Consider the following 20,784-nt stretch of genomic DNA (forward strand, 5'->3'; position numbering starts at 1 on the left):
TACTGGACTCTGCGCTAATAATAGCCTGTTTGAGTCATGTATTATGTGATCGGTTGACTATAGGAATGAAAAGTTTGACGACTCGCTCCCTGAAAAGGAGCGAGTATGTGCTCAGTACTTGAGTGCTGTGATGACCGCGGCGATCTTATCACTGCTGGTTACGGGAATGGTGTAGTCATCGACCTCTTGACTGCCCATGTGGGCGCCAGCGGCGATATGCTCCATCAGGCTTGGCCGTGTCGTTTTACCCGACAGGTGCAACTCTTTCACTCCGGTTTGCGCGACAATCTTAGCGGCGTTGCTGGCGGTAATCCCAGCGCCGGCCATGATGCTCAGGCGATCACCGCAATAGCGTACCATGTCTGCCAGTGTCTCAGCCCCTTCCAGCGCCGTGGACTGCAGCCCGGAAGACAGAACGCGTTCGCAACCTGCGCGCATAATGGCATCAAGTGCTTCTGTGTAGTTGTCGCATTGATCAATAGCCCGGTGGAAAGTCACGCCCAGCCCTGTAGCCGCTTTCATCAGCTCGGTCAACTGCGCGGTGTCCACTTTGCCTTGCGCCGTCAGCACGCCTATCACAATGCCCTGAAGGCCTATTTGCTTGGCGGCATGTATATCTGCCAGCATGACTTCCATATCTTCGCCGGAGAATAGAAAGTCGCCCTGGCGGGGGCGGATCATGGCATAGACGGGCACATTAGCGATACGCGCAGCCTGATGCATTAAACCGACGCTGGGTGTCAGGCCACCCAAGGCCAGTGACGAGCATAATTCTATACGGCTTGCCCCGCCTAGTTGGGCGGCATGCAGGGATTCAATACTGTCAATACAGACTTCAAGATGAGTCAGGGGAAATGCGGACATGAGGGTGCCTTGTTCAGTAAACCTTGGCAGAGTGTAAACGGAGAGGGGAAGGCTGTCGAAGTGTCTGATCAATCTCAGTGATGAAAATGAGATAAAAATAAGCCCGGCACTATGGCCGGGCTATGCATTCAGCGCAAGGCTGTATTACAGGTCTGCAGTGTGCTCAGACAGGTAAGCAGCAACACCTTCTGGAGAACCAGTCATGCCTGCTTTGCCTTCTTCCCACTGTGCCGGGCAAACTTCACCGTTTTTCTGGTGGAAGTTCAGCGCGTCAACCATACGCAGCATCTCGTCGATGTTACGGCCCAGAGGCAGGTCGTTAACCACTTGGTGACGAACAACACCTTCTTCGTCGATCAGGAAAGAACCACGGAAAGCAACGCCAGCTTCTGGGTGCTCAACGTCGTAAGCTTTACAGATTTCGTGCTTAACGTCAGCAATCAGAGGGTATTTAACCTGGCCGATACCGCCGTTTTCAACAGCAGTGTTACGCCATGCGTTGTGAGAGAACTGAGAATCGATCGATACACCGATAACTTCAACGCCTTTCGCTTGGAAATCAGCAAAACGCTTGTCAAAAGCGATCAGCTCAGATGGGCAAACAAAAGTGAAGTCCAGCGGGTAGAAGAAAACAACCGCTTTTTTGCCTTCAGTGAATTGCTTGAAGTTGAAGTTATCAACGATTTCACCGTTACCCAGAACTGCAGCAGCTGTGAAATCAGGTGCTTGACGACCTACTAGTACCATATTGGTGCTCCTAATATTGGAATGTGTACCACCCCGTAAGGGCAGTTCCTTCATAAATCAGGACACACTATAGCGAAAGTGCTACATTGAAAAAAGTGGAATAAATAGATTATTACAATCGAAAAATACGATGAGCAAATTTCCTTCTCTGAAACAACTCCATTATCTGGTGACACTTTATGAAACCCGCCATTTTGGTGAAGCGGCCAAGCAGTGTTTTGTCAGTCAATCCACATTAAGCTCTGGGATTCAGAATCTTGAGGATCTGGTTGGTTGCCAGCTGATTGAGCGGGACAATAAAGCCCTGGTCTTTACCACCACAGGTGAAGAAGTCGTGGTACGCAGCCGTGAACTGCTGGCAAGAACGCAAGATATGATGGAACTGTCGAAAAGCGGTGAAGACCAGATGGCTGGTCAGGTCAGGCTGGGGTGTATTCCGACCATTGCCCCTTTCTTGCTGGGCGATTTAGTGCAGGCGGTGAATCGCAGGCACCCGCAACTCCATCTTCTATTGCGCGAAGATACAACGGACAACCTGCTGAGCGCGTTACGCAATGGTGACATGGATGTGCTGATACTGGCACTCCCGGTTGAAATCAGCGGTATGCACAGCCAGGTAGTGGGGCGCGATCCCTTCAAAATGGTGATCAGTAAAAATCAGGCCGCCAAGGTGAATGTTCCGCTGCGCTATGCCGATTTACCGGATGAATCTGTCTTTTTGCTGGAGAAAGAACATTGCCTCACTGGCCATGCGGTGTCTGCGTGCCAGCTAACCAGTAAAGAAAAGATTAACCCGTTTGCGGCGACCAGCTTACATACCCTGGTACAGATGGTATCGAATGGTCTTGGCTCTACCTTTATTCCGCACATGGCGATCAAGCATGGCTTGGTCGATAGCCCGGATCTGGTGATCTTAGATCCGCCAGGGCAGGCCGCTTATCGTGAAATAGGTCTGGTCTGGCGACCGACATCCAGTCGTGTACCCACTTTTCAATGCCTGGCAGAGATAGTCACAGAGCTGCTTTAACAACATTCAGGACGCTCAGTAGACATGTTTTTATTTTTTGGTGAAATATTCTACTGAGTTCTGGTTTGTTTGATACTTTATTCTGTTTGGTCGTTTTGCCAAGTGCTTCATTTTGTAGGTTTTTTCTGTTTCGTACTGTAAAACAATTCCCCGCTTCGTCCGCAAAATTATTCCTCCAATGTATGACTCTGCCAAATCTTGTCTATAAATGTATGTAGATTGAGTGCGTTACAGTCCATCTTGCTATTTTATCTTGTTTAAAACGGCATATTTTCAATTGTTAATTTAGTGTTAATTGGTAATTTAATTACGTAATACTTTACATTTTTGGTTGAGAAACAGACTGGAGGTTAAAAACCGAATATATCGCCTTAAAGTGTTTTAATTTAGTGTTTTGAGTAATAACTCTATTTTTTGTAAATTATTGATTTTATTGTGTTTGTTTGGTTTTTGTGATTCTATTGCTTTTTGAGGGGGTTTGCCTTTTCCGATTTGTTAAGGCAACGTAATAGCCATGTTGAGGCCGAAAGTGGTCTATGATGGAAATCAGCCGATGCATAGTTTAAGTCGTGATTTAGTTACACTTGGCTGATTTGGGTAAATGGGGAGTCATAAATGAGTATGGAAAATCACCACCAGTTTGGTCAGCTGACGTTGGTCGCACCGCTTTCAGAGTCACAGCGAGACATCCTGAGTGATGACGCAATGACTTTTGTTGAGCAACTGGTCAGTCGATTTGCTTCCCGTGTGCCGGAACTGCTGGCAGCACGTGAAGTTCGTCAGCAGTCTATTGATGCCGGGCAGTTACCTGACTTCCTGCCTGACACCCGGGATATCCGCGAAGGTAACTGGACCATTCAGAACATTCCGTCTGATCTGCAGGATCGCCGTGTGGAAATCACAGGTCCCGTTGATCGCAAAATGGTGATTAATGCGCTGAATGCCAATGTAAAAGTATTCATGGCGGATTTCGAAGACTCCTTTGCCCCCGCCTGGAGTGCAGTGATTGACGGCCAGCGTAACCTTAGGGATGCGGTGAAGCGCACTATTTCTTACACCCACCCTGACACAGGGAAAGTGTATGAATTGAAAGAGGACCCAGCAGTACTGATCTGTCGCGTCCGTGGATTGCACCTGCCGGAAAAACACCTCTTCTGGAATGGTCAGCCGATTCCGGGTGCGCTGCTGGATTTTGGCTTGTATTTCTTCCACAACCATAAGCAATTGCTGGAAAACGGCAGCGGGCCGTACTTCTATGTTCCCAAGCTGCAGGCTTACCAGGAAGCGGCCTGGTGGAGTGATGTGTTCAGTTTTGCCGAAGATCAGGCTGGCCTGGCGCGAGGCACGATTAAGGCCACTGTGCTGATTGAAACTCTGCCGGCGGTGTTTGAAATGAATGAAATTCTTTTCAGCCTGAAAGAGCACATTGTGGGTCTGAACTGTGGCCGTTGGGATTACATCTTCAGTTATATCAAGACACTGCGTAACCACCCGGATCGTATCTTGCCGGATCGGCAGGTGGTGACCATGGAAAAACCTTTCCTCAACGCTTACTCACGTTTGCTGGTGAGAACCTGCCACCGCCGCGGAGCGTTTGCAATGGGAGGCATGGCAGCCTTTATTCCTTATAAGGATGCCGAGCGTAATGCCTGGGTACTGGACAAGATCCAGACCGATAAAGCGCTGGAAGCCAATAACGGCCATGACGGCACCTGGGTTGCCCACCCGGGGCTGGCGGATACCGCCCGCGACGTTTTTGATAAGTGCCTGGGTGCACGTTCAAATCAACTGGATGTGACGCGTGATTCGGATGCACCGATCACGGCGGCTGAGCTGTTGGCACCCTGCGACGGCGAACGAACAGAAGACGGCATGCGTCATAACATTCGTGTTGCTGTGCAGTACATCGAAGCCTGGATCTCTGGCAACGGATGTGTGCCGATTTACGGCATGATGGAAGATGCTGCCACCGCTGAAATCTCTCGTGCTTCCATCTGGCAGTGGATGAAGCACGGAAAGTCGCTGAGTAACGGCCAGATAGTTACCAAAGCACTGTTTGAACAGCTGCTGGATGAAGAAATGCAAGTCCTGGAGCAGGAAATCGGTACTGAGCGTTTCAGCAAAGGACAATTCCAGGAAGCGGCTGCCATGATGGCGCGCCTGACCACCAGTGATGAGTTGGTCACCTTCCTGACACTGCCTGGTTATGAATACCTGGAATAACAGTGAAGCAAGCATTCAAACCGGAACTGTAACACATAACAAAAAGCACATAGTGCAACAAGTACTGCCCGGCTTAGTCCGGGCAGAGGAAGCCCAAGAAAACTGAGTAGAACTGAAGCGCAGAACGTCCAGATTTTGCGAAATATCGCCACATAATACGAGGGATTTATTATGACACTGACTCGCCAGCAACAGATCGAAGCCATTGAAAAGGATTGGGCGGAGAACCCACGTTGGAAACATGTTAAGCGTACTTATACTGCGGAAGAAGTGGTTAATCTGCGTGGTTCGGTCGTACCGGCGAACACACTGGCACAGCGCGGTGCTGATAAGTTGTGGGATTTAGTTAACGGCTCTGCCAAGAAAGGCTATGTGAACTGTCTTGGCGCTCTGACCGGCGGCCAGGCTGTTCAGCAGGCGAAAGCGGGAATTGAAGCTGTTTATTTGTCAGGCTGGCAGGTAGCTGCTGATAACAACACGGCATCATCCATGTACCCAGACCAGTCCCTGTACCCGGTCGATTCAGTGCCAGCGGTTGTAAAGCGCATCAATAACTCTTTCCGCCGCGCTGATCAGATTCAGTGGGCAAACGGCAACAGCCCGGAAGAAGGCGGCATTGATTACTTCCTGCCTATCGTTGCAGATGCGGAAGCCGGCTTTGGCGGGGTACTGAATGCTTACGAGCTGATGCGCAGCATGATTGATGCAGGAGCTGCCGGCGTACACTTCGAAGATCAACTGGCTTCGGTGAAAAAATGCGGCCACATGGGCGGTAAAGTTCTGGTACCTACGCAAGAAGCGGTACAAAAACTGATTGCTGCCCGTCTGGCGGCGGACGTTTCCGGCACAACGACGCTAGTGATTGCCCGTACCGACGCGAACGCTGCCGATTTGCTGACCTCAGACTGCGATCCGTATGATGCCGATTTCATTACCGGTGAGCGTACACAGGAAGGTTTCTACCGCGTTCGTGCCGGTATCGATCAGGCTATCGCCCGTGGTCTGGCTTATGCTCCGTATGCCGACCTGATCTGGTGTGAAACAGCGACGCCTTGTCTGGAAGAAGCGCGTAAGTTTGCTGAAGCTATCCATGCTAAATACCCGGATCAGCTGCTGGCGTATAACTGCTCACCTTCTTTCAACTGGGAGAAGAACCTGGATGCCGATACGATTGCCAAATTCCAGCAAGAACTGTCTGACATGGGCTACAAGTACCAGTTCATCACACTGGCGGGCATTCACAACATGTGGTTCAACATGTTCGAGCTGGCACACGCTTATGCTCAGGGTGAAGGTATGCGCCATTATGTTGAGAAAGTACAGCGCCCTGAGTTTGCGGCAGCAGAGAAGGGTTATACCTTTGTTGCTCACCAGCAGGAAGTGGGTACTGGTTACTTCGACAAAATGACGAACGTTATTCAGGGTGGAAACTCTTCTGTGACTGCGCTGACAGGTTCAACTGAAGAAGATCAATTCTGATTGAATTGACCGGCAATAAGCAATCTATCCTAGTAAGACCGTTTCGCAGCTGTTACCCGAGAGGGGATTGCGATTAACGTTATCGACTGTGATCAGGCTTGTTCACGTCAAGCCTAGTCTGATAACGCTTTCACTTAACGAATTGTTATCGCCTTGGGAGCCTCTGGCTCCCCTTTTTCTTTTCTGATTTTTCTAATCGGTATTTTCGACTTATCTCTGCTTTTTGCCTTCGCTTACTTTTCCGAGCGTAGCAGTACCTCTTTGTGCGTCAGCCAGAATGCTTGGGATGCATCCATCAGCCTTGGATAGAGAATGAAGAAGCTCTGTTCCAGCTCCTGATAATGCCCGGCCAGAAAAGGCGGACATTCAGCCAGCGAGCTTAATTTCGGGCGGCGAATTGCCATGCGTTCCAATGCCTGATGAATACTGGCAACCTGCTGATACTGAATCAGCCATTCTTGCTGCCACATACGTTGTGTCATTTGCCGGTAATGGTCCGGTTCATTTCCCTCAAAGCCTTCAACGTTTTTACGCGCCTGTTCAACAAATGCGGCCAAGGGTAAGGCATGGAAAGTCTGCCAGTGGCGGGCGAGGTAATGATCCCAGATCATATCCAGAGCGATACCGCTTACCCGGCGGATGTCCGGCGGAAATGCTCTGCGCCAGGCTCTGATTTCAGGCTGGCTGTCGATATAGCTATCGACAAAGCGGTGAAGCTTGATACCTGCTGCCACATCAGAAGAATAATCGCGGTAGGGATCGCCGCGAACAAAATCGGCCAGCAAGTTGCCCGCCAGATGACTCTGACAATGATCAGCCAAGTGAAGGTGTGCCAGGAAGTTCATAGTAGTGAATTCAACATCTATTGCTGCCGTTAGATAAGAGTGAGCCTGACACTGTAGTAGCAATACCGGGCTGCGGTGCAGTGACTGTGTGCAGTATCAGATACAGTGTAGAGTGAAACATAATGATGCTGTCATTCTGAGGCACTGGTAAAACTTTTTGGATCTCTTTTCGCAGTTGCGGACTTTATTGCGAAAAAACGCCACTATCCTTAGTTAAAGCAAGCAGTTTGGTCGCCTTAGCTTAGTCGCATTGCCTGAGTCATATTAATAGACTCATGAGTTCCTATGTAACCCTTTTGCTGCAATGCTTTGCCCAGGGAGTGAGGGAATACTATGAACGCCTTTTCATTCATGCTGTTAGCCGCAATACTGGCCTTGCCGCTGATTTCAGGCACTGTGTTGGCCGAACAGCAAGTGCAGCAAGCCAGTGCCTCAGCCCGTACTGAACCGGTAGCCAGGATCATTGGCGGCAACCCGACATATCAGGAAAACATTCCGTGGCAGGCGCTGGTATATATTGACGCCGGCAACGACGGCCATGATGTCTTTCAGTGCGGTGGTGTCATCATAGATAAGAATACAGTACTGACAGCCGCACATTGCATTATCAAAAACTCAGTCGCAGCGCAGCAAGATGAGATATTTGTCTGGGCGGGTATTACCTCGACGGACTCTGTGACTGCTTTCAATGCCCTGCCGGTGACAGCGGTTGATCTACATCCGGGTTTTAATGAAGAGACTTTTATCAATGATATTGCTTTGCTGCGCCTGGGCAAGGATATTCCGGCAGGATCCCAGCCCATCCAACTGGCCACTGTGAGTGAACAGCAACAGGCCGATACGGCATTTGACAATACTTTTGTGCCCGACAGCCAGCGCGGTCAGAATTTACTGGTGTCCGGGTGGGGCCGGACCTCAACTGAACCCGGGGCCACCTCGGCCCGGCAGTTGCAGCATGCGTTGCTTGCTGGCGTGCCGGACGATTATTGCGAACAGGTATGGGGCTCAGTGGTTGAACCGTCTCAGAGTGCAATGTTTGTGTGTGCGATGTCGCCAGATCCTGCGGTTAAGCGTGACACTTGTCAGGGCGATTCCGGCGGTCCATTGGTGTGGCAGAACCCCCAGGCCAGCGCCGATAGTGATCTGGGTTTTCGGCTGGTGGGCTTAGTCAGCTTTGGGACGGAATGCGGAGCGGATTTCCCTGCTGTTTATACTGAGGTTTCTCATTATCGTGATTGGATTGCTTTGATAGCGGGAGACGGTTTTAACTTTTACCCGGACTCTGTTTTTGCATTTAATCCGTTTGCCCTCAATGCCGAAAATACCTCAGTGACGTCTGAGACAGACACTCAGAACAGCCAAGACAGTGCTATCAGTGCATTGAGTAGCGCTATGGCGAGTCGATCGGGGGGGAGCGTAACGGCAGGAGGCATGCTTGCACTGCTGGGGATGCTCTGGTGGCGCAGAAGTCAGGGCGGTGAAAGCTGAACAAGGGCAGTTCAGTATGCTCAGTATCTGAGAGGCGTATTAACAACTGCCCCGTAAAATTATTTTTATTATCAACGGTATTGAATGCTTGTCCCTCCAGAGCCTGATGCCACTCTGCCTGCTTTATCCTCTGCAATGAACTATCCGTCCAAATTCTCAATAAGTGACAATGGCGCAATAACAGTGAGAATTATAATTAAGCGACTGTAAATCATGAGGGTAGCAGTTATGAAAGCCCCCATAACTAACAGTCTGTTATTGCTGGCTTTCCTGTTTTTTGTGTCAGGGCTGGCGAAGGCACAGACTGATGAGTCGCCTGCCCAGGCGGAGCAATTCGAACCAACAGCCAGAATTGTTGGTGGTATATCCGCTGTGCCCGGAGATATTCCCTGGCAGGCGTTTATCAATATTGATTTTTCTGATAACGGCACAGAAGTGTACCTGTGTGGCGGTGTGGTGATTGCTCCTCGCATCATACTGACAGCGGCGCATTGCATTATCAATGGCGGCCGAATTGCCACTCCCCTGCGTGTGAAAGTCTGGGCCGGTATTACATCGGTATTCAGTGCGACAAGCAGAAATGCTGTCCCTGTCAGCGCAATCAATGTGCATCCCAGTTACAACAGCAGTAATTTTAACAACGATATTGCCATCATCCGCCTGAGCCTGGATCTGCCGGAAACCGCGATCCCGATACAGATAGCGTCTGTCCCGACCCAGAACCGGGCGGATGCTGAATTTGCCAATACTTGGGTGGCAAACAGCAACCGTCCAGCCAATTTACTGATCTCGGGGTGGGGCAGTGTGACACCGGATCCGGATTCTGCGGGTTCAACTCAGCTGCAACAGACGGTATTGTCTGGCGTACCCGACCGGGTCTGTGACAACTTGTGGGGGAGTTCGGTGCACCCCGGGGTGTACAGTATTTTTGTCTGCGCCTCTCCTCCGTCACCTAATTTATCCCGCGACAGCTGCTTTGGTGATTCAGGCGGGCCGTTAGTCTGGCAGGATCCGCAGGCCAGCAGTGATCCGGATTTTGGCCTGCGTCTGCTGGGGCTGGTGAGCTTCGGCGAAGGGTGTGCCGGCAATCTGCCCGGAGTCTATACCCAAGTCCCTTCCTATTTTGACTGGATAGCCGCTGTCGCTGGCAGCGATTTCCGTCCCAATCCGGCAGCTGTGTTCAGCGTGAATCCTTTTCTGAAAGACTACAGCAATGCGGGGCTGGAACAGTTTCGGGTGGAGAGCAGTGGTAGCGATGACAGCGGGGGAAGCTATTCGCTGGCATGGCTGCTGGGACTCGTCGGCCTGCTTCTGTGGCGTTCGCGCAAGAAAGGCTGACAACAAATCATTTCATAACATTTCTCCGGGCTTGATATTGCAGTGTGGCGGCCTATACTAGCTGCCTGCTGTAAGTTAGGGCCTAAAAAATGCAAGTTTCAGATTTTCACTTTGACCTTCCCGATGAATTGATTGCACGTTATCCGCAGCCGGAGCGTTCATCCAGCCGCCTGTTACAACTGGACGGTAACAGCGGTGATGTGTGCCATAAATCGTTTAGAGATGTGTTGGATCTGGTGCGTCCCGGTGACCTGCTGGTATTTAACAATACCCGGGTGATCCCGGCGCGTATGTTCGGCCGTAAAGCCAGTGGCGGTAAGCTGGAAGTGCTGGTCGAGCGACTGCTTGATGATAAGAGCATTCTGGCTCACGTTCGGGCTTCTAAAGCACCCAAACCGGGCACCCAACTGTTATTGGGCGAAAATGACGAGTTTGAAGCCGAAATGGTTGCCCGCCACGATGCCTTGTTTGAAATTCGCTTCAACAGTGCGCTGACGGTACTGGAGATTCTGGAGCAGGTTGGTCACATGCCCTTGCCGCCTTATATCGACCGTCCGGACGAAGAAGCAGACAAAGAGCGTTATCAAACGGTTTATAATGCCAAACCCGGTGCAGTGGCTGCTCCGACCGCCGGGCTGCATTTTGATGAACAACTATTGGCGGATATCAAGTCAAAAGGGGCCGAGTTTGCCTTCGTGACCTTGCACGTAGGTGCCGGCACCTTCCAGCCAGTCCGGGTTGATAATATTCATGATCACCATATGCACGCGGAATACGTCGAAGTTCCGCAAGAGGTGGTTGATGCGATTCAGGCCACCCGAGCCCGTGGCGGCCGGGTGATTGCAGTGGGAACCACTTCTGTTCGTTCGCTGGAAAGTGCGGCTCAGGATGCCCTGAAGAACGGTACCGAACTGGTCCCTTTCTTTGGCGACACGGATATTTTCATCTTCCCTGGCTACGAGTTCCAGCTGGTGGACGTGCTGATCACCAATTTCCACCTGCCGGAATCCACCCTGATCATGCTGGTGAGCGCATTTGCCGGTTATGAAAATACCATGGGCGCTTATCAGCAGGCTGTTGAACACAGTTACCGTTTCTTCAGTTACGGGGATTCTATGTTCATCACCCGGCGTCAGCGCTGAATCGGCTGCGCTGAGCCAGTGTCTGGCTGTGTGCGCGAATTCTGGCGCGGCAGCCTGAATAGCTGAACTTTTACTCAATATCACTGTCTGGTCTTGGACCGGACAGTTCGCGATCCTGATTGATTGGGGGTTGCAGTGCATCAGGCGATGGGCCTTTTGCATCGACTTAATGTCAGATTGTTTCTCTGGCTTTTGGAGGCTTTGTGAAATTTGAATTAGATAAAACCCAGGGACGTGCACGTCGCGGCCGTCTGGTCTTTGAACGCGGTACGGTAGAAACGCCGGCATTCATGCCTGTGGGTACTTACGGCACCGTAAAGGGTATGACGCCGGAAGAAGTAAAAGACACAGGTGCACAGATCCTGCTGGGTAATACTTTCCACCTGTGGCTGCGCCCTGGTCAGGAAGTGATGAAACTGCACGGCGATCTGCATGACTTTATGCAGTGGCAAGGCCCGATTCTGACCGATTCAGGCGGTTTCCAGGTGTTCAGCCTGGGTGATATCCGCAAAATTACCGAAGAAGGGGTGCATTTCCGTAACCCGGTCAACGGTGACAAGATTTTCATGGACGCCGAAAAGTCGATGGAAATTCAGTACGATCTGGGCTCTGATGTGGTGATGATTTTCGACGAGTGTACGCCTTATCCGGCGACGCATGACGAAGCGAAGACATCGATGGAAATGTCACTGCGCTGGGCAAAACGCAGCCGTAACCATTTCGATAAAATGGGTAATAAGAATGCTCTGTTCGGTATCGTACAGGGCAGCGTCTATGAAGATCTGCGTGATGTATCGGTCAAAGGCCTGACTGAGATCGGCTTTGACGGTTACGCTGTGGGCGGTCTGGCCGTTGGCGAACCGAAAGAAGATATGCACCGTGTGCTGGAGCATACTTGTCCGAAATTACCGGAAGATAAGCCGCGTTATCTGATGGGTGTCGGTAAACCGGAAGACCTGGTTGAAGGTGTGCGCCGTGGTATCGACATGTTCGACTGTGTGATGCCAACCCGTAATGCCCGTAATGGCCACCTGTTTGTGACTGGCGGTGTGATCAAGATCCGTAATGCGAAACATAAAACGGATACAAGTCCACTGGATCCGCACTGTGACTGTTACACTTGTCGCAATTACTCGAAGGCGTACCTGTATCATCTGGATAAATGTAATGAAATTTTGGGTGCACGCCTTAATACAATCCACAACTTACGCTACTATCAGCGTTTGATGGAAAGCATTCGTCAGGCGATTGAAGAAGATCGTTTCGACGCATTCGTAGAAGAGTTCTACGCGCGCCGGGACCGCGAAGTTCCACCATTAAAAAACGTTTAACTATAACGAGGACGTGAATAAATGAGTCTTTTTATTTCTCAGGCACATGCAGCAGCAGAAGGCGCTCCACAAGGTGGCGGTATGCAGCTGTTTATCATGCTGGCTCTGTTTGCTGTAATTTTCTACTTCATGATCTACCGTCCGCAGGCCAAGCGGGTGAAAGAGCATAAAAACCTGATGTCTGCCATGGGCAAAGGTGATGAAGTGCTGACCAATGGCGGCCTGGTGGGTAAGATCACCAAAGTCTCAGCGGAAAATGACTACATTGTGATCGCACTGAACGACACAACTGAAGTTACCATCAAAAAGGATTTTGTTTCTGCCGTTCTGCCAAAAGGCACAATGAAATCACTGTAATTTATGGCTTTGAAGGATCTTCTCAGTGTTAAACCGGTATCCCTTGTGGAAGAACCTGATGGTGGTGTTCGCACTGCTCATCGGTTTGCTCTATGCACTTCCCAATGTGTTCGGTGAAGATCCAGCGATTCAAATCTCCGGGGCGCGTGGCGCCTCGGTAGAAATGGCCACGCTGGATAAAGTTACCGAGCAGCTTAATCAAGATAAACTCTCCTACAAATCTGTCGCATTCGAAAACGGGGCTATTCTGGTCCGCTTCAAAGACACTGAGACACAAATCAGTGCCCGCGATTTAATGAATCAATTTCTTGGCGATAACTATGTTGTTGCTCTGAACCTGGCACCTTCAACTCCTGCCTGGCTGGAAAGCCTGGGCGCCACCCCAATGAAACTCGGCCTGGACCTGCGCGGCGGTGTGCACTTTCTGATGGAAGTGGATATGGATGCTGCGATGGATAAACTGCTGGGCCAGCAAGAAGATACTTTCCGTACTGAGCTGCGTGAAGCCCGTATCCGTTACCGTGCGATTTCAGTGAAAGGCGACGGGGTGGAAATCCGGCTTCGTAACGACGAGCAAGTACAAGAAGCCAAGCGTACACTGTCGGCTTCGCACCCGGACATGCTGTTCGTTGAAGGCAGTGGTTTTGCACTCACCGCCAGCTTCACTGAAGCGCGGATGCAGGAAATTCGGAACTATGCCGTTGCTCAGAATATTACTATTCTGCGTAACCGGGTTAACGAACTGGGTGTAGCAGAGCCACTGGTTCAGCGTCAGGGCGCTAACCGCATTGTTGTGGAACTGCCGGGCGTACAGGATACGGCACGTGCCAAAGAAATTCTGGGTGCAACCGCAACCCTGGAATTCCGTGAAGTGGACACCAATGTGGATCTGGCTGCCGCCGCTGCAGGACGTGTACCACCGGGCAGCGAGGTGAAAACCTCCCGTGACGGTAATCCTGTGGTGCTGAAAAAGCGGGTGATCCTCGAAGGTTCACACATTACCGATTCCACATCCAGCAATGACGAGTATGGTCGCCCGCAGGTGAACATCAAGCTGGACAGTGAAGGCGGCAATAAAATGACAGCTTTCTCCCGTAATAACGTGGGTAAGCTGATGGCAACGCTGTTCATTGAATATAAAGACAGCGGCAAGCGTTCCCCGGCTGGCAAAGTGATTCTGGAAAAACACGAAGAAGTGATTAACCAGGCAACTATTCAGACCGCGCTGGGACGTGATTTCCGTATTACCGGGATTGACAGCCAGGCTGAAGCGCACAATTTGGCACTGCTGTTGCGTGCTGGTGCACTGATCGCGCCAATTTCAATTGTGGAAGAGCGCACTATCGGTCCTTCTATGGGTCAGCAGAACATCGACATGGGGATCCAGGCCTGTATCTGGGGTATGGTCGCCGTGATGTTGTTCACTTTGCTGTACTACCGCAAGTTCGGTCTGATTGCCAACCTGGCCCTGACGATGAACCTGGTATTGATCATTGGTGTGATGTCCATGATTCCGGGCGCCACTATGACCTTGCCGGGTATTGCCGGTATTGTACTGACAGTAGGTATGGCGGTGGATGCCAACGTGCTGATCTTCGAGCGGATTCGTGAAGAGCTGCGTGATGGTCGCAGCCCGCAGCAGGCGATTCAGCAAGGTTACGCCAATGCTTTCAGCACTATCGCTGATGCCAACATCACCACGCTGATCACCGCTATTATTTTGTTTGCGGTAGGTACGGGGGCGATTAAAGGCTTCGCGGTGACGCTGTCTATCGGTATTCTGACCTCTATGTTTACGGCTATCGTGGGCACCCGTATGTTGGTGAACCTGCTGTATGGCGGTAAGCGCATCGATAAACTGTCGATCTAAGGAGACGCTGACATGTTTCAATTAATGAAAGCGGATAAAGTGATCGACTTTATGCGTTGGTCGAAGCTGGCCTTTGTTTTGTCTGCAGTGATGATCATTGCTTCCATTTCTATTGTTGTCACTAAAGGCATGAACTGGGGGCTGGATTTCACAGGCGGTACCCTGATTGAAGTGGGTTTTGAACAGCCTGCGGATTTGGGCCAGATTCGTGATTCACTCGAAGCGTCCGGCTTTGGCGATGCTATTGTTCAGAATTTCGGAACGGCCCGTGATGTCATGGTGCGTCTCCAGCCGCGTGAAGGCGTGGCAGGTGAAACCCTGGGCAATCAAATCCTGGATGCACTCCGTGAAGGCACGCACCAGAGTGTCGAAATGCGCCGGATTGAGTTTGTCGGCCCGAACGTCGGTGATGAGCTGGCGGAAGCGGGCGGTTTGGCTATTCTGGTCTCATTGATCTGTATTCTGCTGTACGTATCCATGCGTTTTGAGTGGCGTCTGGCCGCCGGTGCTGTGCTGTCGCTGACTCACGATGTCATCATTACTATTGGTATTTTTTCACTGCTGCAAATTGAGGTCGACCTGACGATTGTCGCCGCGCTGCTGACGGTTGTCGGTTATTCACTCAATGACACCATAGTGGTGTTTGACCGTATCCGTGAGAATTTCCGCAAGATGCGTAAAGGTGGCCCGGCAGAGGTGATGAATAACTCTGTTACTCAAACCCTTAGCCGTACCCTGATCACTTCAGGGACCACCTTGTTCGTGGTGATCGCCCTGTTTATGAAAGGTGGCACTATGATCCACGGGTTTGCCACAGCACTGCTGATCGGTATTACCGTCGGTACCTATTCTTCTATCTATGTCGCTTCGGCACTGGCGCTGAAACTGGGTATAACCCGTGAGCACCTGATGCCGCCAAAAGTGGAAAAAGAAGGCGAAGAATTCGACGCCATGCCGTAATGGCGATTGGGGCAGGTTAAATTCTGCCCTTAAACGTTGGCGAAGACGTAAAAAAGCCCCGGCAATCTGATTGCCGGGGCTTTTTGTATGGCTGCTGAAAACCACCGTACAGACAGTGGTTTTCAGTGCAGTATTATTTTTTCAGTGCTTCGCTACCGTGTTCACGGATTTTCGCCAGCATAGGCTTCACGACGCGCACATTCCCGGCAACTATGTTGCCAGAGGTCAGGTAATTGGTGTTACCGGTGAAGTCGGTACAGATGGCGCCAGCTTCACGGGCAATCAGCTCACCGGCTGCCATTTCCCAAGGCTTCTGACTCAGCTTGAACACACCGTCTACACGGCCGGCGGCCAGGTAGCACAGATCCAAAGCGGTACAACCGGACAAACGCATGTCATCACATTCAACAAACATCGCCTGCTGAATTTTGGCGTAGCTTTCAGAGTGTTGTTTGGCAGTGAAAGGCAGGCTGCTTGCCAGAACCGTACCGGCCAGATTACGTGGCTGAGAGGCACGGATACGCTGGCTGTTTAGCTGTGCGCCAGAACCGCGGGTTGCGGTGAACAGTTCGTTACGGGCAGGATCGTAAACAGCGGCGACTTCAGTACGGCCGCGCATACGCAGGGCAACGGAAATTGCATAATGCGGGATACCGCGAGCGAAGTTATTGGTGCCATCCACTGGGTCGATGATCCATTGGCATTCTTTGTCGCGGCCTTCTTTGGTGCCGGACTCTGCACCGACGATGCAGTGATCAGGATAAGACTTCAGAATAGTATCGATGATGATAGCTTCTGCTTCGTGATCGATATTGGTGACAACGTCGTTGCCTTTTTTACTTACTTCAATGCCTTGCGGTTTTTCTAAAGACTTAGCGACATGGTCACCGGCTTTACGGACAGCACGGATCGCGATATTTAGCATCGGATGCATAGGATCTTCCCAACGGATGTTAAAGAACTAAAAAGCGGCGGCGAGTATATCAGAGCCTGAGTAAAAAGGAAGTGGTGATTTTTTATCCAGCATAAGGACGGAATTAACTGCCAGGCTTCGCTTACAATGTTTTCCCCACTTTACAGAAGGCTGTGCTAAAATCCCCCGGTTTTGGAATCAGAGTTGGAAAACAGGCCGTCATGTTAGATCAAATCCGCGTGGTGCTGGTGGGCACATCACATTCAGGCAACATAGGCTCAGCGGCACGAGCGATGAAAGTGATGGGGTTGAGCCAGCTTGTTCTGGTCGAGCCCGCTTGTGAAATTGATGGCCAGGCTATCGCGCTGGCTGCCGGCGCGGCAGATATTGTCGAAAATGCCCGTATTGTTAACAGCCTGGATGAAGCCATTGCCGATTGCGGCCTGGTGATCGGTTCAAGCGCCCGTTCCCGCAGTCTGGAATGGCCGCAGCTCAATCCCCGCGAGTGTGGCATTAAAGCCATTGAGGAAGCGCCGGCTCACCCGGTTGCCTTGCTGTTTGGTCGTGAACGTACTGGTTTGACCAACGAAGAGCTGCAAAAGTGCCACTGCCACGTGTATATTCCCGCTAACCCGGAGTACAGTTCGCTGAATCTGGCGATGGCTGTGCAGACGATCAGTTATGAAGTGCGTATGGCCTATCTGGATAAGGAATCTCAAGCGTTTCCTGCCGATAACAGTTTGCCTGAATACCCGCGCACCATGGAACTGGAAAAGTTCTTTGACCATTTGTATGACGTCATGGAGCAGACACAGTTCATCAGCAGCCGCTCCGGCATGGTGATGGCAAAATTACGGCGCCTGTTTGTGCGCGCCAGACCCGAAGAGCAGGAGCTGAATATCCTGCGCGGTGTGCTGTCATCGGTACAAAAATCCCTCGCCGGACAGAAAAAGTAGTTGTTTAACGTACAGATAATGCCTGACTAAATTAGTCAGGTATATACTTGACCATTTTAGTCGGGTATGCGACACTGCTGCCATAGATTCGAGTAGGTAGCGGTGTGTTATGAGATTGACATCAAAAGGACGGTATGCAGTCACGGCCATGTTGGACGTAGCGCTGCATTCTCAGGACGGTCCAGTACCTCTGGCTGATATTTCAGAGCGTCAGGGGATTTCACTGTCTTATTTGGAGCAATTGTTTGCTCGCTTGCGTAAAGCCGGCCTGGTGGCCAGCGTGCGTGGTCCGGGCGGTGGTTACCGACTGGGCGAAGAGGCGCATCAAATTGCTGTCGGCACTGTAATTGCGGCCGTCGACGAATCAGTTGATGCCATGAAGTGCCACGGTAAAGGGGATTGTCAGGGTGGCGTACGCTGTCTGACTCATACCCTGTGGCATGACCTCAGCGCGCGCATCAGTGACTTTCTGAACAATATTACGCTCGGTGAACTGATGCAGGACAACGACGTACTGACGGTGTCAGACCGCCAGGATCAGCGCCTTCAGAAGTCGTCTTTTGGACATAAGAATACACACGACAGCGCCACTATAGGTGTCGATGTTCGCTCCTAGCGCCCAGCGGCCCGTGTTTTTGGAGATGAAGATGAAATTGCCAATATACTTAGATTATTCCGCTACTTGCCCTGTAGACCCACGCGTTGCCGAGAAAATGGTGCAATGCATGACAATGGACGGTAACTTCGGTAACCCGGCTTCCCGTTCCCACCGTTTTGGCTGGCAGGCTGAAGAAGCGGTTGATAATGCCCGTGAGCAAGTGGCAGACCTGCTGAATGCGGACCCACGTGAGATCGTGTTCACCTCAGGTGCAACAGAATCTGATAACTTGGCGATCAAAGGTATTGCGCACTTCTACGGCAAAAAAGGTAAGCACATCATTACCTGCAAAACAGAACATAAAGCGGTTCTGGATCCTTGCCGTCAGCTGGAGCGTGAAGGTTACGAGGTGACTTACCTGGAGCCTGAGTCAAACGGTCTGATCGATTTGGCTAAGCTGAGTGACGCCATCCGCGAAGACACCATTCTTGTTTCCATTATGCATGTGAACAACGAAATCGGTGTGATTCAGGACATTACCGCGATTGGTGAAATTTGCCGCGAACGTGGCGTGTTTTTCCATGTTGATGCCGCTCAGTCTGCTGGTAAGTTGCCGATTGATGTACAGGAAATGAAAGTTGATCTGATTTCCCTGTCTGCGCACAAAGTTTACGGTCCTAAAGGTATCGGTGCACTGTATGTGCGTCGTAAACCACGTATTCGCCTGGAAGCACAAATGCACGGTGGCGGTCATGAGCGTGGTATGCGTTCCGGCACCCTGGCTACCCATCAAATCGTTGGTATGGGCGAAGCCTTCCGTATCGCGAAAGAAGATATGGACCTGGACCGTCAGCATGCTCTGGCTCTGCGTAACCGCTTGCTGGACGGCGTAAAAGACATTGAAGCGATGACAATCAACGGTGATTTGGAGCAGCGTGTTCCTAACAATCTGAACATCAGCTTTGCGTTTGTTGAAGGTGAGTCACTGCTGATGGCGCTGAAAGATCTGGCGGTCTCGTCCGGTTCTGCCTGTACATCAGCCAGTTTGGAGCCTTCGTACGTATTGCGTGCTTTGGGCCTGAATGATGAATTGGCTCACAGTTCAATTCGCTTCTCTTTTGGTCGATTCACGACAGAAGAAGAAGTAGACTACGCAATTTCGCAGATCCGTACCGCAGTAGATAAACTGCGTGAGATGTCACCGCTTTGGGATATGTACAAAGAGGGAATCGACCTGAACACAGTTGAGTGGGCACACCACTAAGTTGCGGTCTTCACGAATTCGAGGAAATTACCATGGCCTATAGTGACAAAGTAATTGATCATTACGAGAACCCGCGGAACGTGGGCTCATTTGATAAAGATGATAAAAATATCGGTAGCGGTATGGTTGGCGCGCCAGCATGTGGCGACGTAATGAAACTGCAAATCAAAGTGTCTGATGCAGGCATTATTGAAGATGCACGTTTTAAAACCTACGGCTGCGGTTCTGCTATCGCATCCAGCTCACTTATCACTGAGTGGGTGAAAGGCAAGACCTTAGACGAAGCCGCATCGATCAAAAACTCAGCGATTGCTGAAGAACTTGAGCTGCCGCCAGTGAAGGTTCATTGCTCAATTCTGGCTGAAGACGCCATTAAAGCCGCTGTTAGCGATTACAAAAAGAAACATCAAAGTAATTAATGAAATAAGGGTTGTTGTTCATGGCCATTACCATCACTGAAACTGCAGCGAGCCGTGTTGCGGCTTTCCTGGAAAATCGGGGCAAAGGTTTAGGCCTGCGCTTGGGTGTCCGAACATCAGGATGCTCTGGTATGGCCTATGTCCTTGAGTTCGTTGATGATATCGACGAGGGCGATGAGGTCTTTGAGCAATTCGGCGTCAAAGTGATCGTCGATGCCAAGAGCCTGGTTTACCTGGAAGGGACAGAGCTGGATTTCGTCAAAGAAGGACTGAATGAAGGTTTCCAATTTAACAACCCTAACGTGTCTAGCGAATGTGGTTGTGGTGAAAGCTTCAACGTTTAATACTCGCTGACGGCGAGACATTGCCTGGGCGCGAGCATTCTGTTTCGCGCCTCTTGCTTGTAAACCGATATCAGACGCCATATGAATCATTTCGAACTATTTGGCCTGCCTTTCCAGTTTGAACTGGACGGTAGCCTTCTTGCCACACGTTTCCGCGACCTGCAGCGACGTTTTCATCCGGATAACTTTGCTACAGCTTCTGAGCGCGATCGACTGATGGCCGTTCAAAAAGCTGCTCACATCAATGACGCATTCCAGACCCTGAAAAACCCGGTGACTCGTGCTGAGTATATGCTGGCGGAAAACGGCGTTGATATTCGCGCCGAACAGCAGACCTTGCAGGATCCTGAATTTCTGATGCAGCAAATGGAACTGCGTGAGGCCTTGGAAGAGATCCCTTCCGCTGAGGATCCTGAGTCCGCTCTGTTTGATTTTGAACAGCAGGCAGTCAGTTTGCAGAAAGCCCAACTCAGTGAGTTGAAACAATTGCTGGAAGCCAGCGAGTGGGAACCAGCAGCAGACGCAGTACGTAAACTCAAATTCATCGAAAAGCTGCGAGTCGAGGTCGAACGTCTGGAAGAGACGCTGTTCGACTGATTTTATTTACTTATCAGCTTAA

The 20,784-nt window shown here is 50.9% G+C and carries 20 protein-coding genes; 16 read left to right on the top strand and 4 right to left on the bottom strand.

What is annotated here, in order from left to right:
• Positions 1 to 111: 111 nt before the first annotated feature.
• A complete protein-coding gene (locus tag L6J37_RS01860; protein ID WP_237793935.1) occupies positions 112 to 864 on the bottom strand; it encodes a copper homeostasis protein CutC in 753 nt (250 codons plus the stop codon).
• 144 nt (positions 865 to 1,008) lie between these two features.
• A complete protein-coding gene (locus L6J37_RS01865) occupies positions 1,009 to 1,611 on the bottom strand; it encodes a peroxiredoxin C (protein ID WP_027252976.1) in 603 nt (200 codons plus the stop codon).
• Between the two features lie 130 nt (positions 1,612 to 1,741).
• Here L6J37_RS01865 and L6J37_RS01870 point away from each other — a divergent pair, with 130 nt between their 5' ends.
• The 3 genes from L6J37_RS01870 (at position 1,742) to aceA (ending at position 6,340) form a co-directional block, all read left to right on the top strand.
• A complete protein-coding gene (locus tag L6J37_RS01870; protein ID WP_218382763.1) occupies positions 1,742 to 2,638 on the top strand; it encodes a hydrogen peroxide-inducible genes activator in 897 nt (298 codons plus the stop codon).
• A gap of 621 nt (positions 2,639 to 3,259) precedes the next feature.
• The gene (gene aceB, locus L6J37_RS01875; protein ID WP_442956998.1) at positions 3,260 to 4,861 is read left to right on the top strand and encodes a malate synthase A; all 1,602 of its coding nucleotides are present in this window, start codon (positions 3,260 to 3,262) and stop codon (positions 4,859 to 4,861) included.
• A 171-nt stretch (positions 4,862 to 5,032) separates the two neighbouring features.
• A complete protein-coding gene (gene aceA, locus L6J37_RS01880; RefSeq protein ID WP_237793937.1) occupies positions 5,033 to 6,340 on the top strand; it encodes an isocitrate lyase in 1,308 nt (435 codons plus the stop codon).
• 233 nt (positions 6,341 to 6,573) lie between these two features.
• Here the strand turns inward: aceA and L6J37_RS01885 are convergent, their stop codons facing one another.
• Positions 6,574 to 7,185 carry an acyl carrier protein phosphodiesterase gene (locus tag L6J37_RS01885; protein WP_218382765.1) on the bottom strand — a complete coding sequence of 204 codons (612 nt, stop codon included), beginning with the start codon at positions 7,183 to 7,185 and terminating at the stop codon, positions 6,574 to 6,576.
• 333 nt (positions 7,186 to 7,518) lie between these two features.
• On the opposite strand from L6J37_RS01885, the gene L6J37_RS01890 reads away from it, so the two are divergent.
• From L6J37_RS01890 to secF, 7 genes are all read left to right on the top strand, one after another.
• Positions 7,519 to 8,673 carry a S1 family serine peptidase gene (locus L6J37_RS01890; protein ID WP_237793939.1) on the top strand — a complete coding sequence of 385 codons (1,155 nt, stop codon included), beginning with the start codon at positions 7,519 to 7,521 and terminating at the stop codon, positions 8,671 to 8,673.
• 228 nt (positions 8,674 to 8,901) lie between these two features.
• Positions 8,902 to 10,011, top strand: a complete 1,110-nt coding sequence (locus L6J37_RS01895; RefSeq protein ID WP_192016974.1) for a S1 family serine peptidase — start codon at positions 8,902 to 8,904, stop codon at positions 10,009 to 10,011.
• 89 nt (positions 10,012 to 10,100) lie between these two features.
• Positions 10,101 to 11,153, top strand: coding sequence for a tRNA preQ1(34) S-adenosylmethionine ribosyltransferase-isomerase QueA (gene queA / locus L6J37_RS01900; RefSeq protein ID WP_192016975.1), 1,053 nt, complete (start codon positions 10,101 to 10,103; stop codon positions 11,151 to 11,153).
• 203 nt (positions 11,154 to 11,356) lie between these two features.
• Positions 11,357 to 12,484, top strand: coding sequence for a tRNA guanosine(34) transglycosylase Tgt (tgt, locus tag L6J37_RS01905; RefSeq protein WP_192016976.1), 1,128 nt, complete (start codon positions 11,357 to 11,359; stop codon positions 12,482 to 12,484).
• A 21-nt stretch (positions 12,485 to 12,505) separates the two neighbouring features.
• On the top strand, positions 12,506 to 12,841 hold the full coding sequence (gene yajC, locus L6J37_RS01910) for a preprotein translocase subunit YajC (RefSeq protein WP_192016977.1): 336 nt from the start codon (positions 12,506 to 12,508) through the stop codon (positions 12,839 to 12,841).
• 25 nt (positions 12,842 to 12,866) lie between these two features.
• Positions 12,867 to 14,711 (top strand): protein translocase subunit SecD, encoded by a 1,845-nt coding sequence (gene secD, locus L6J37_RS01915; RefSeq protein ID WP_192016978.1) that lies wholly within the window; start codon positions 12,867 to 12,869, stop codon positions 14,709 to 14,711.
• Positions 14,712 to 14,723: 12 nt separating this feature from the next.
• Positions 14,724 to 15,671, top strand: coding sequence for a protein translocase subunit SecF (gene secF, locus L6J37_RS01920; RefSeq protein ID WP_192016979.1), 948 nt, complete (start codon positions 14,724 to 14,726; stop codon positions 15,669 to 15,671).
• Between the two features lie 133 nt (positions 15,672 to 15,804).
• On the opposite strand, the gene suhB is transcribed toward secF, so the two are convergent.
• Positions 15,805 to 16,605, bottom strand: coding sequence for an inositol-1-monophosphatase (gene suhB / locus L6J37_RS01925; protein WP_027252966.1), 801 nt, complete (start codon positions 16,603 to 16,605; stop codon positions 15,805 to 15,807).
• A 200-nt stretch (positions 16,606 to 16,805) separates the two neighbouring features.
• Here suhB and trmJ point away from each other — a divergent pair, with 200 nt between their 5' ends.
• From trmJ to hscB, 6 genes are all read left to right on the top strand, one after another.
• The gene (gene trmJ, locus L6J37_RS01930) at positions 16,806 to 17,540 is read left to right on the top strand and encodes a tRNA (cytosine(32)/uridine(32)-2'-O)-methyltransferase TrmJ (RefSeq protein WP_237793941.1); all 735 of its coding nucleotides are present in this window, start codon (positions 16,806 to 16,808) and stop codon (positions 17,538 to 17,540) included.
• A 109-nt stretch (positions 17,541 to 17,649) separates the two neighbouring features.
• A complete protein-coding gene (gene iscR / locus L6J37_RS01935) occupies positions 17,650 to 18,156 on the top strand; it encodes a Fe-S cluster assembly transcriptional regulator IscR (protein ID WP_237793943.1) in 507 nt (168 codons plus the stop codon).
• Positions 18,157 to 18,187: 31 nt separating this feature from the next.
• Entirely contained in the window at positions 18,188 to 19,402 is a 1,215-nt protein-coding gene (locus L6J37_RS01940) for an IscS subfamily cysteine desulfurase (protein WP_192016981.1), read from the top strand.
• Between the two features lie 32 nt (positions 19,403 to 19,434).
• Entirely contained in the window at positions 19,435 to 19,821 is a 387-nt protein-coding gene (iscU, locus tag L6J37_RS01945; RefSeq protein ID WP_218382769.1) for a Fe-S cluster assembly scaffold IscU, read from the top strand.
• Between the two features lie 20 nt (positions 19,822 to 19,841).
• On the top strand, positions 19,842 to 20,165 hold the full coding sequence (iscA, locus tag L6J37_RS01950; protein ID WP_027252961.1) for an iron-sulfur cluster assembly protein IscA: 324 nt from the start codon (positions 19,842 to 19,844) through the stop codon (positions 20,163 to 20,165).
• An 81-nt stretch (positions 20,166 to 20,246) separates the two neighbouring features.
• A complete protein-coding gene (gene hscB / locus L6J37_RS01955; RefSeq protein ID WP_192016982.1) occupies positions 20,247 to 20,762 on the top strand; it encodes a co-chaperone HscB in 516 nt (171 codons plus the stop codon).
• Positions 20,763 to 20,784 lie beyond the last annotated feature (22 nt).

Origin of the sequence: Photobacterium sp. WH77, from assembly GCF_022014395.1 — a bacterium.
Lineage (GTDB): Bacteria > Pseudomonadota > Gammaproteobacteria > Enterobacterales > Vibrionaceae > Photobacterium > Photobacterium arenosum.